Origin of the sequence: Erythrobacter sp. (assembly GCF_011765465.1) — a bacterium.
GTDB lineage: Bacteria > Pseudomonadota > Alphaproteobacteria > Sphingomonadales > Sphingomonadaceae > Erythrobacter.
Genome location: NZ_CP050265.1, coordinates 3,292,637 through 3,303,132, shown reverse-complemented (window position 1 = coordinate 3,303,132; position 10,496 = coordinate 3,292,637). Strand labels below are relative to the sequence as shown.

16 protein-coding genes and 1 tRNA gene are annotated in these 10,496 nt (G+C 66.6%); 10 read left to right on the top strand and 7 right to left on the bottom strand.

What is annotated here, in order from left to right; all coding sequences use genetic code 11:
• The 4 genes from G9473_RS16015 (at position 1) to G9473_RS16000 (ending at position 2,629) form a co-directional block, all read left to right on the top strand.
• Entirely contained in the window at positions 1 to 204 is a 204-nt protein-coding gene (locus tag G9473_RS16015) for a hypothetical protein (RefSeq protein ID WP_291134812.1), read from the top strand.
• On the top strand, positions 201 to 575 hold the full coding sequence (locus G9473_RS16010; protein WP_291134810.1) for a DUF6702 family protein: 375 nt from the start codon (positions 201 to 203) through the stop codon (positions 573 to 575). The genes G9473_RS16015 and G9473_RS16010 overlap by 4 nt, the downstream gene beginning before the upstream one ends.
• Positions 563 to 691 carry a hypothetical protein gene (locus tag G9473_RS16005; RefSeq protein ID WP_291134808.1) on the top strand — a complete coding sequence of 43 codons (129 nt, stop codon included), beginning with the start codon at positions 563 to 565 and terminating at the stop codon, positions 689 to 691. The genes G9473_RS16010 and G9473_RS16005 overlap by 13 nt, the downstream gene beginning before the upstream one ends.
• Before the next feature lie 78 nt (positions 692 to 769).
• Entirely contained in the window at positions 770 to 2,629 is a 1,860-nt protein-coding gene (locus tag G9473_RS16000; protein WP_291134806.1) for a DUF1800 domain-containing protein, read from the top strand.
• On the opposite strand, the gene G9473_RS16075 is transcribed toward G9473_RS16000, so the two are convergent.
• Genes G9473_RS16075 through G9473_RS16065 form a run of 3 tightly spaced genes read right to left on the bottom strand, consistent with a single transcriptional unit; the run spans position 2,611 to position 3,672 of the window.
• On the bottom strand, positions 2,611 to 3,153 hold the full coding sequence (locus G9473_RS16075; protein WP_367159117.1) for a hypothetical protein: 543 nt from the start codon (positions 3,151 to 3,153) through the stop codon (positions 2,611 to 2,613). The two genes, G9473_RS16000 and G9473_RS16075, sit on opposite strands and share 19 nt — an antisense overlap.
• A complete protein-coding gene (locus tag G9473_RS16070; protein WP_367159116.1) occupies positions 3,150 to 3,284 on the bottom strand; it encodes a hypothetical protein in 135 nt (44 codons plus the stop codon). The genes G9473_RS16075 and G9473_RS16070 overlap by 4 nt, the downstream gene beginning before the upstream one ends.
• Positions 3,285 to 3,297: 13 nt before the next feature.
• On the bottom strand, positions 3,298 to 3,672 hold the full coding sequence (locus G9473_RS16065) for a hypothetical protein (RefSeq protein WP_367159115.1): 375 nt from the start codon (positions 3,670 to 3,672) through the stop codon (positions 3,298 to 3,300).
• On the opposite strand from G9473_RS16065, the gene G9473_RS16060 reads away from it, so the two are divergent.
• Positions 3,671 to 4,084 carry a DUF1501 domain-containing protein gene (locus G9473_RS16060; RefSeq protein WP_367159114.1) on the top strand — a complete coding sequence of 138 codons (414 nt, stop codon included), beginning with the start codon at positions 3,671 to 3,673 and terminating at the stop codon, positions 4,082 to 4,084. The two genes, G9473_RS16065 and G9473_RS16060, sit on opposite strands and share 2 nt — an antisense overlap.
• 44 nt (positions 4,085 to 4,128) lie before the next feature.
• Here the strand turns inward: G9473_RS16060 and G9473_RS15990 are convergent.
• The 3 genes from G9473_RS15990 to G9473_RS15980 form a co-directional block, all read right to left on the bottom strand.
• A tRNA-Gly gene (locus tag G9473_RS15990) sits at positions 4,129 to 4,202 on the bottom strand.
• Positions 4,182 to 5,303 (bottom strand): copper resistance protein B, encoded by a 1,122-nt coding sequence (locus G9473_RS15985; RefSeq protein ID WP_367159828.1) that lies wholly within the window; start codon positions 5,301 to 5,303, stop codon positions 4,182 to 4,184. Before G9473_RS15985 ends, G9473_RS15990 begins: the two co-directional genes overlap by 21 nt.
• The gene (locus G9473_RS15980; protein ID WP_291134804.1) at positions 5,303 to 7,039 is read right to left on the bottom strand and encodes a copper resistance system multicopper oxidase; all 1,737 of its coding nucleotides are present in this window, start codon (positions 7,037 to 7,039) and stop codon (positions 5,303 to 5,305) included. The genes G9473_RS15985 and G9473_RS15980 overlap by 1 nt, the downstream gene beginning before the upstream one ends.
• A gap of 205 nt (positions 7,040 to 7,244) precedes the next feature.
• Here G9473_RS15980 and G9473_RS15975 point away from each other — a divergent pair, with 205 nt between their 5' ends.
• From G9473_RS15975 to G9473_RS15955, 5 genes are all read left to right on the top strand, one after another.
• Complete coding sequence (locus G9473_RS15975; RefSeq protein ID WP_291138545.1) at positions 7,245 to 7,709, top strand: DUF305 domain-containing protein; 465 nt, start codon at positions 7,245 to 7,247, stop codon at positions 7,707 to 7,709.
• Complete coding sequence (locus tag G9473_RS15970; protein WP_291134803.1) at positions 7,706 to 8,197, top strand: DUF6692 family protein; 492 nt, start codon at positions 7,706 to 7,708, stop codon at positions 8,195 to 8,197. Before G9473_RS15975 ends, G9473_RS15970 begins: the two co-directional genes overlap by 4 nt.
• Positions 8,194 to 8,718: a cytochrome c gene (locus G9473_RS15965; RefSeq protein WP_291134801.1), complete on the top strand. Its 525-nt coding sequence runs from the start codon at positions 8,194 to 8,196 to the stop codon at positions 8,716 to 8,718. The genes G9473_RS15970 and G9473_RS15965 overlap by 4 nt, the downstream gene beginning before the upstream one ends.
• A gap of 88 nt (positions 8,719 to 8,806) precedes the next feature.
• Positions 8,807 to 9,079 (top strand): metal-sensitive transcriptional regulator, encoded by a 273-nt coding sequence (locus tag G9473_RS15960; protein ID WP_291134799.1) that lies wholly within the window; start codon positions 8,807 to 8,809, stop codon positions 9,077 to 9,079.
• Positions 9,080 to 9,093: 14 nt separating this feature from the next.
• Positions 9,094 to 9,840, top strand: coding sequence for a glutaredoxin (locus G9473_RS15955; RefSeq protein ID WP_291134797.1), 747 nt, complete (start codon positions 9,094 to 9,096; stop codon positions 9,838 to 9,840).
• A gap of 111 nt (positions 9,841 to 9,951) precedes the next feature.
• Here the strand turns inward: G9473_RS15955 and G9473_RS15950 are convergent, their stop codons facing one another.
• Entirely contained in the window at positions 9,952 to 10,278 is a 327-nt protein-coding gene (locus tag G9473_RS15950; protein WP_291134795.1) for a UrcA family protein, read from the bottom strand.
• Between the last annotated feature and the right edge of the window lie 218 nt (positions 10,279 to 10,496).

The following is a 10,496-nucleotide window of genomic DNA, read 5'->3' as shown; positions in this document are numbered from 1 at the left end:
GTGAGCAAGCTGCTCGTCTTTCCCAAGGGCAAGCGGCTCGCCAGCGTCGTCGTCGATCCCGACTGGGAAACCGCCGATGCGGACGTCGAGAACAACTACTATCCGCGCCGCATCATCGAAAGCCGGGTCGAAGCCTTCAAGTCGCCCGAGGCAAGCTCGCGCACGGGCCGCGACCTGATGGCGGAAAGCCAGGGTTCGCAATGATCCGCTGGCTGCTCGCGCTCCTCGCGGCGCTGGTGCTGGCGCTGCCGGCATCGGCGCACCAGCAGAAGACCGCGATCTCGATCGTCTCGCACAATGCGCGCACGGGGATGCTCGAAGTGGTCCACCGCGTGCCGCTCCACGATGCCGAACACGCATTGAAGCGGCGCGGGATCGCCGCGCCCGACATCATCGGCGACATCCCCAGCCGCCGCGAATTCGTGCGCTACATCGCGGAACGCTTCACCGTCACCCACGCGGGCGAGCCGGTCGCCTTCACGCTGCTCGGCAGCGAGATCGACGGGGGCAGCCTCGTCATTTACCAGGAAGCGCCCTCGCCCGGCCCGGCGCGCGCCTCACCGTGCGCTCGCTGATCCTCACCGACGTGTGGGCGCGGCAGGAGAACCGGGTGAACATCGGCAGCGGCACCGAAGTCGAAACCCTGATCTTCCGCGCGGGCGATCCGGCGAAGGGCGCGACCCTGCAATAACCTTGCCCGGCGAAGGGTTTGACAGACCCGCCCGTTCCTTTCACGTTGATAGCGCGACGACAGGGAGGGGGAGCGCGAGTGTCCGACACGCTGGAACAGCCCGAAGAGCGCATAGCGGCCGAAAGCGGCCCCGCCGGGTCGCCGGAACCTTCCTCCAACACGCAGGACGAACCCGCAAAGCCCGCCGGAATCGCCGCGCCCGGCACGGCCGCGCTCGCGCTCGGTCTTGCCACGGCGGCCTGCGGGGGTGGCGGTTCGGGATCGCCTGGCGGCTCCGCCTCGGCAGGCGGGGGCGGCGGCGCGGCCCCGCCCACCGTGCTGAAGCCGCAGACCGACGAGGAAGCGGCCCGCTTCGCCCTGCACGCCGGGCTTTCGGTGAGCCCCGGCGACGTTCTCGAGCTGCGCTCGGAAGGCTACGAGGCGTGGCTCGACCGCGAGATAAACCAGTCCATCGAACAGACCGCCGAGCAGTTCCTCTCGGGCCTGGGCTTCGAGGATGTCGACGACAACCAGTGGTTCTTCCGTTCGGACCCGGCCGACTACATGATCTGGAGCCAGCTGCTGTCGGGCCGCAATTCGGTCCGCAAGCGCATTGCGCTCGCGCTGTCCGAATTCTTCGTCGTCTCGGTCAACAACATCACGATCTGGCCGAGCAGCGCGATCGGCGCCTATTGGGACATCCTCAAGAGCCACGCCTTCGGCAATTTCCGCGACCTGATCGAGGCGATCACGCTCAATGCGGCGATGGGCGTCTTCCTCAACACGCTCGGCAACCAGAAAGCCGATCCGACGACGGGCCGCGTCCCCGACGAGAACTACGCCCGCGAAGTCATGCAGCTGTTCTCGATCGGGCTGTTCGAGCTCAACGCCGACGGCACGGTGCGCACCGATGGCGCGGGCGAGCCGATCGAGACCTACACCAATGACGACGTGACCGGGATCGCCAAGGTCTTCACCGGGTATAATTACGATTATTCGGGCGACATCAAGTTCGCCTCCCCGCCGTCCCAGCCCGACCTCGACGTGCCCGAAGCCCGGCTGCTGCGCGCCCCGATGACGGCCGACCCGGCGCGCCGCTTTCCCTTCGGCCGCGACACGCATTCGCTGGAGGAAAAGCGCTTCCTCGGCACCACGATCCCCGCCGGGACGGGGGCGCCCGAATCGCTGCGGATCGCGATGGACACGCTGTTCAATCACCCCAATGTCGGGCCGTTCTTCGGCCGGCAGATGATCCAGCGCCTCGTCACCAGCAATCCCTCGCCTGATTACGTCCGCCGGGTCGCGCAGGCGTTCGACGACAATGGTTCGGGCGTTCGCGGCGACCTCAGGGCCGTGTTCAAGGCGGTGCTGCTCGACGACGAGGCGCTTTCGCCCGCCTCGCTCACCAGCACGACCTTCGGCAAGCTGCGCGAGCCCATGCTGCGCTTCGCCCAGTGGGGCCGGACCTTCGGCGCGCGCAGCGACACGGGCGCGTGGCTGATGCAGAACCTGTCGCAGAGCGCGAACCGGCTCGGCCAGTCGCCGCTTCGCTCGCCGTCGGTCTTCAATTTCTTCCGCCCCGGCTACACGCCCGCGAATTCGCAGGCCGCCGCGGCGGATCTCGTCGCGCCCGAATTCCAGATCGTCAACGAGACGACGGCTGCCAGCTACATCAATTTCATGGAGCGCACGATCGACGGGCGCGGGGGATGGATGTTCGATGTCAGGGCGACCTACGCCCAGGAACTCGATATCGTGCACGATATCGATGCCCTGCTCGACCGCCTCGACCTGCTGCTCACCGCCGGGCAGCTGTCGCAATCGACCCGCACGACCATTGCCGATGCGCTCGGCGCCACTCCGGTGAGCCCGGCGAGCAGCGAGGCGGCGAAGCTTGCGCAGATCCACCGCGCGGTGCTGCTAGTGATGGTCTCGAACGATTACCTGGTGCAGAAGTAGAGGAGCGGCGGATGGTCCATATCGGCAAGGCCGGGGAAATATCGCGCCGCGCCTTCATGCGGCGATCGGGGCAGCTCGCGATGATGGGGGCGGCATCGGGCTATGCGCTCGGCCTGGCCGGCCTGTCCGACGCGGCGGCCTTTGCGAGCGGCGACGGCTACAAGGCGCTGGTCTGCGTGTTCCTGCTTGGCGGGAACGATCACGCCAACACGCTTATCCCCTTCGATGCCGCCAATTATGCGCGCTATTCCGCGATCCGGGGCGGGTTGCCGGCGAATGGAGGCATCGCGATCGACCGCGCGGCGCTTACGGGACAGGTGCTCAGCCCGCTCGAAGAGCAGACCCTGACCGACGATATGCAGCTCGCGCTCGCCCCCACCATGCCGCGGCTCAAATCGCGCTTCGACCAGGGCGCCATGGCGCCCCTGCTCAATGTCGGCCCGTTGATCGTGCCGCTGACAAGGGCGCAGTTCGAAAGCGAAAACATCACCAGTTTCCCCCGCCCGGCAAAGCTGTTCTCTCACAACGACCAGCAATCGACGTGGCAATCGGGCCGGCCCGAAGGGTCGACCTCGGGCTGGGGCGGGCGGATCGGCGACCTCGCGGCGAGCAGCAACACCAATTCGATGTTCACCGCGATCAATGCGACCGGCAATGCGGTGTTCCTTTCAGGCGACGAGGTGCAGCCTTACGGCATTGCTCCGGCCGGCGCGATCGAGATCGGCGCGCTCGGGCGCAATTTCTATGGCTCCGGGGCGGCGAGCGATGCGCTGCGCAGTCTGATCACGGCCCAGGGCAACCACGTGTTCGCGGCCGATTATGCGACGATGAACGCCCGCTCGATCCAGTATTCGGGCTTCATCAACGACGCGATTTCGGGCGTGAACCTCGCGACCGATTTCGGCAGCGGCAACAGCCTCGCCTCGCAACTCCAGATCGTTGCGCGGCTGATCGCGGGCCGCAACCAGCTGGGCGTGAAGCGGCAGGTCTTCCTCGTCGCCACGGGCGGTTTCGACAACCATGACGGCCTGATCGGCACGCATGAGGGTCTGCTCGCCGGTGTCGATTTCGCGCTCGACGCCTTTTACCGGGCAATGGTCGAGATCGCGCGTCGCGGACCGGGTGACGACCTTCACCGCATCGGATTTCGGGCGCACGCTGTCCTCGAACGGCGACGGCTCGGACCATGGCTGGGGATCGCATCATTTCGTGCTCGGCGGAGCGGTCCGGGGAGGGCAGTTCTACGGCACCGCGCCGACGATCTCGGTCGAGGACGACGGACAGGTGGGCCAGGGACGCCTGCTGCCGACGACATCGGTCGACCAGTATTCGGCAACGCTGGCAAAGTGGTTCGGCGTGTCCGACGCCGAGATCCCGCTCGTTTCGCCCAATATCGGCAATTTCGACGAACCCGACCTCGGCTTCATGAAGGAAGAGGCGGCACAGGCGGGCTAGGCAGCGTCGGCTCGGCGAGGATGGCGGGGAAATGCCGCGGGGGCTGGAGCGGGTGAAGGGAATCGAACCCTCGTCTTAAGCTTGGGAAGCTTCTGCTCTACCATTGAGCTACACCCGCAATGCGCTCGCCCCTTGGCACGATAATTCGCAAGCGGTCAATACAGGTTCGACGGTGGCCCTTTCGGGTCAGAACCATGTCCTCAGGCCGATGAGGAGCCTGATCCCGTCGGGGTCCTCCCCCGCGGGCGCGCGCGATGTCGGCTGTGCGCCCGGCCTTCGCTTCGTATTCGATGCCGAGATAGGGCGCGAATTCGCGGCGGAATTCGTAGCGCAGCCGCACGCCCGGCTCGATTTTCGTGAAGCCTGCGCCGATCGCACGCTCGGGAATGTCCTGCGCGGCAAGCTCGACCTCGATGCGGGGCTGGAGGATCAGGAGCTGGGTGATGCGCTGGTCGTATTCGGCCTCGATCCGCGCCGTGAGGTCGCCCTCGGTGGACAGGAACAGCGCCGCGTCGAGCTCGAACATATAGGGCGCAAGCCCCTGTATGCCCGCGACAAAGTGCGCGCGCGTGTCGGGTGCGTCGTCCACGCGCACGCCCGCCTGAAGGTCGAAGAACGGGCCGATCGCCCGGCTGTAGAGCGCCTGCGCCTCGGCGTTTTCGAGATCGCCGCCGAACTCGCCCTCGCCTTCGGTCTTGATGACGAAGCGGTTGATGTCGCCGCCGTAAAAGCCCTGGGCGTCCCACAGGAAAGCATCGGCGCCGCCATCGGCGGCAAGGCGCGCTTCGAACCGTTCGATCATCACCATGCCGGTGCGAAATCCGCCGCTGTCCCGCGCCAGCGCGGCGCGGGCCGGGGCCATGGCCGCCTCGCCCCAGACCGCGTCGGCGGCGTGGCGCGGGCCTTCGAAGGCCCGCGGCGGGACGGCGGTTTCGCTCGCGGCACCGGGAGCGGACTTGTCGGGCGCGGCTTCGTGGGCGGAGTGGTCCATGCCGGGCATGGCGCTCTCGTCCTCGGCCATGTCTTCCATCGCGCCGTGGGCCGAATGATCTTCCTCGGCTTCGTCCTGCGGCGGGCATTGTTCGGGCGGCAGGTGGCCCATCGCGCAGTGGTCCAGCTCGCTCGCGGTCTCGGCAGGGGGCGCGCCGTGGCCGGCATGGTCCTGTGCGTGCAGGGGCGCCGCGACGAGCGCGGCGGGAACCAGCAGGAAAAGGCGCATCACGCCCGCCCGTTCTGCGGGAAGGGCCGCACGGTCACGACCTGCATCATGCCGGCGTGCATATGATAGAGGAGGTGGCAGTGAAACGCCCAGTCGCCCGGCTCGTTGGCGGTGAGATCGAAGGTCGCCGTGCCGCCCGGCTGGACCACCACGGTGTGCTTCAAGGGCTGGTGCATATGGTCCGCCCCGTTCACAAGCTCGAAGAAATGGCCGTGGAGGTGGATCGGGTGCGCCATCATGGTCTGGTTGACGAGCTTCACCCGCACGCGCTCGTCATAGCCGAAACGGATCGGGTCATCGGTGACGGCGGTGAATTTCCGACCGTCGAAGGACCACATATAGCGTTCCATGTTCCCGGTGAGGTGGATTTCCATCTCGCGGTCGACCTCGCGGTGCGGGTTCATCCGCTTCGCCCTGAGGTCTGTATAGCGCAGGACGCGGTGCTCGACCTCGTCGAGGCCGAGGCCGGGAAAATTCATTCGGTCGGACGGCATGGGCGCGACCATGTCCATGCCCGGCCCCGCCTTGACGTCGGCGGGCAGGAGCGAGGTGTCGCGCATGGAGTGGTCCATGCCCTCCATCCCCTCCATGTCGTGACCCATCGCGGCGTGGTCCATCATGCCCCCGCCCATTCCCATGTCGGTCATGGTGAGCGTCGGGATTTCGCGCAGCGGCGGCGGGGTCGCGATATGGCCGGCGTGGCTGGTGAGGCTGGCGACGCCCATGCCGCTCCGATCCATGCTTTCGGCGACGATCGCGTGGCTTCCGGCGGGGGGCGCTACGATCACATCGTAGGTTTCCGCGACGCCGATCTGGAATTCGTCCACCTCGACCTCGTCCACCTCCTGCCCGTCGGCGGCGATGACGGTCATCGGCACGCCGGGGATGCGGACGTTGAAGAAAGTCATGGCCGAGCCGTTGATGACGCGCAGGCGCACCCGCTCGCCCGGGCGGAACGCCAATTCGAGCTTGTCGGCGGGCCCGTGCCCGTTGACGAGATAGGTGTAGGTGTTCGCCGTCACGTCCGCGATGTCGCGCGGATTCATCCGCATCCGGCCCCACATCCGCCGCATATCGCCCGGCATCTCGCCTTCGGATGCGGTCTGCATCTGACGCTGGAAGTAGTGCTCCCCGACCTTGAGCTTGCGCATGATGTCGTGCGGGTGGAGCGGGGTGAATTCGGACAGCAGCACGACATAGTCGCGGTCGTAGCGCGGGTCCGGATCGGCGCTTTCGATCACCAGCGGGCCGTAATGCCCCGCCTGTTCCTGCAGCCCCGAATGGGAATGCCACCAGTAGGTCCCGCTCTGGCGGACGGGGAAGGAATAGGTGAAAGTCTCCCCCGGGCGAATTCCGGGAAAGCTGACGCCCGGCACCCCGTCGAACTGGAACGGCAGCAGCAGGCCGTGCCAGTGGATCGAGCTGTCCTCAGAGAGATTGTTCGTGACGTGGAGCCGCACGTCCTGCCCTTCGCGCAGCCGGATCAGCGGGCCGGGAACCGACCCGTTCACCGCCACGGCGTGCCCCGCGCGTCCGCCGGTCATGAAGTGATGTTCGCCGATGGTGAGCGCGATGTCCTCGCCCGAAAGCTCGCCGAAGCCCTGCGCCGCGCGCGACAGTGAGCGGCCCTTCGCCCAGCCGGGCATGGGCAGCGCGGCGGCGGCGGCAAGGGCGGCGGTGCTGGTGATGAGGCCGCGGCGCGAGACGGGCGCAGCGAGCCGGGGGGATTTGCTCATACAGGCCGAATATATACCCCCCGAGGGTATTTCAAGAGGATCGACGAAGGCACTCGGCTCGCGGCCCATCAGGCGCGGTGCGCCGCTGACGGGCGAACCTTCCACGGCCCGCCCCGTTGCCCCATCGACAGGGAGAAGAAGTTTGAAAGAACAGGGCAAAAGCGGCGAAAGCGAGAGGCGCGATCCCTATTGGCGCTTCATGGCGATGATCGGCACCAGCACGGCCGTGATGTTCGGCCTGATGTATATCAACACCTTCACCATCGACCACGTGTTCTGGAGCGAGACGCGCTTCTGGATGGCCTTCGTGATGGGGTCGGCGATGATGGTTGTGATGCTGCTCTTCATGTGGAGCTTGTATCCGAGCCGGGCGAAGAACGCGCTGATCCTCGCCGTGGCGGCGCTGGTGTTCTCGGTCGCGCTCTGGCTGCTGCGGAGCCAGACGACCGTGACCGACAGCGAATACATGGCGGCGATGATCCCGCACCATTCGATCGCGATCATGACCAGCGAACGCGCCCACATCCGCGACCCGCGCGTGCGCAAGCTCGCCCACGACATCATCCTCGCCCAGCGGCGCGAGATCGCGCAGATGCGCTACCTTCTCGAGGACATCGAGGAAAACGGGGTCCGGGTCGCCGAGCGGCTGCCCGAGGAGGCGCGGCAATGAGAGCGATCGCCCTTGTCGCCATGATCCTCGCGCTCGCCGGCTGCAACCGCAACACCGCGATCGGCAACGACCGCGAAGCCCAGCTTGAGGCCGCACCGAGCCCGGCGCCGGTCATGGCCCCCGAAGCCACGCTCGCCAATGTCTCGCCCGCGCTGGTCAAGCCCGAGACGATGTCGGTGGCCGACCTTTCGGCGGTCGGTGGTCTGGCGGGGCGATGCGCCGTCCGGCTGACCGAACTCGCCTATCCCTCCTTCGTGTTCGCACCGGGCGGCACCGGCACGATCAAGCTGAACGGCAAGCTCGTCCCGCTTCCCGCCGCGGGCGAAGGCCGGTTTGCAAGGGGCGACCTCAGCGTCCTCCTGCGACCGCGCGACGAACGCGGCGATGCCGGGCTTTCGGGCATGGACATGATCGTCCTCGTTCCCGGGGCCGAAGACGAACTGGGATATGCCGGCTTCGTCGACTGCACGGAAAGGAATGCGACATGAAGCCATCCACCAAGGGCGCACTCGTCGGAGCGATCGGAATGCTGGTGCTGCTTCTCGCCATCGGCCTCGCGGTGATATTGACCGGCGCCTACAATGTCGCCGCGACCGACCGCCACAATCCCGCTGTCGGCTGGGCGCTCGACACCGCGATGCACAACGGGGTCGAGGCGCGCGCGGGCGATGTCGGGCCTCCGCCGCAGTTCACCCCCGCGATGATCGAGGCCGGGGCGGGCGAATACAAGGAATACTGCGCCCATTGCCACGGCGGCGTCGGCGCGGGGAAGGCCGGATGGGCCGCCGGGATGCGGCCTCATCCGCCCGCACTCGCAAGAGTGGCGGATCAATGGAGCGAGCGCGAGATCTTCTGGATGGTGAAGCACGGGGTCAAGATGAGCGGAATGCCCGCCTTCGGCCCGCCCCATGACGATAGGACGCTCTGGAACATCGCCGCCTTCGTCAAGGCCATGCCCGGCATGACCGCGGAGCAATATGCGGGCTTCGAGGGCGGCCACGAACACTGATCGGCTTTCGTGCAGCCTCCTTGCGGGCTTGCCATCCGGCTCCGGACGTCTACATACCCCCCTAGGGTATCAAGCGGAGGCGATCGTGATGGACGAGAAGACCAGGGCCAAGGTGCAGCGGCTGAACCGCATCGCGGGCCAGGTGCGCGGCGTCGCGCAGATGATCGAGGACGACCGCTACTGCATCGACATCCTCCACCAGATCGCCGCGATCAAGTCCGCGCTCGCCAAGGTCGAAAGCCAGGTCCTGAAGGACCACGCCGCCTGCTGTGTCGCCGAGGCGATCGCCAGCGGCGACGAGGCCGAGCAGCGCGCCAAGTTCGAGGAACTGGTCGACCTTTTGGAACGAGGTCGCAAGTAAGGCACTGATTCACAATGAAACAGCCCCGCACCGCCAAACTCTACCGCATGGTCATGCCGGGCCATGTCTGCCCCTACGGCATCAAGTCGAAATGGCTGCTCGAACGCGAGGGCTATGCGGTCGAGGACCACCACCTCACGACCCGCGCCGAAACCGACGCCTTCAAGGCCGAGCACGGCGTCAAGACCACTCCGCAGGCGTTCATCGGGAGAGAGCGGATCGGCGGTTACACCGATCTCGCCGCGCATTTCGGCAAGCCCGCGAAGACCGAGGGGACGACCTACCGCCCCGTGATCGCGCTGTTCGCGCTGATGGCGCTGATGGCGGCGGGTGCGGCTTATGTCGCGACCGGCGCGGCGTTCTCGCTCCTTGCCGCGGAATGGTTCGTCAGCTTCTCGATGGTCGGCCTCGCCTACCTCAAGCTGCGCGATGTCGAGAGCTTCTCGACCATGTTCCTCAATTACGACCTGCTGGCGAAGCGCTGGGTGCCCTATGGCTATGTCTATCCGCACGCCGAGGGGCTGGCGGGGCTCCTGATGACCGCGCACGTGCTCGACATCGTCTCGATCCCGCTCGCGCTCACGATCGGCACCATCGGCGCTGTCAGCGTGTTCAAGGCGGTCTATGTCGAAAAGCGCGAACTCAAGTGCGCCTGTGTCGGCGGGGACAGCAATGTGCCATTGGGCTTCGTCTCGCTGACCGAAAACCTCTTCATGATCGGCATGGCGCTTTGGATGCTGGCGAAACCGGCGCTGCTGTGACCCGGGCCGCGCGTCAGGCGCGACTTGCCGCAGACGAAAGAAAGGGCGACGCCATCCGCTTTGGCGCCGCCCTTCCCGTTTCTCGCGGGTTGGTCTTCGGGGACGTGAAGATCAGCCGCGAAGGGTGATTTCGTTCGCCGAGGCGAAGCGTTCGGGCGATGCGAGCAGTTCGGCCACCGCGAGTTCGGCGCTCGTGGTCATGCTCGCCTTGCAGTCGCGGACCGCGCGCATTTCGGCGAGGGTGCGGCGCCCGTTGATGCGGCAGGCGCGGTCGATCGCGGTGTCGATGCGCTGCTCGAACGCGGCGAAGCCGTCCTTGCTCGCAATGTCGAGGCCGGCGAAGCTGACGGTGACGCTCACCGCTTCTTCCTTGGCGCTGGCGGGGGCCGCGACGGCGAGGGTGGCGAGAGCGGCGGCGGCGTAAAGGGTCTTGAACATCGATAGTCTCCTGTGTGGTCGTGCGTTTGCCTGTGTCCTGCCCCGGAGCGATGCGCTGTGCTGTGCGGCGCTGTGTCCCGGCGACGACCCAAGGACTAGGCCAGCCCCCCAATTCGATCCTTGGCGTTCCGGTGAAGCTTGCGTGAAGAGCGCCTGAAACCTGTTGTTTTCCTGAAGGTGTGCGAATTAATCACGCGGTATCAGCGATTTACAGGATC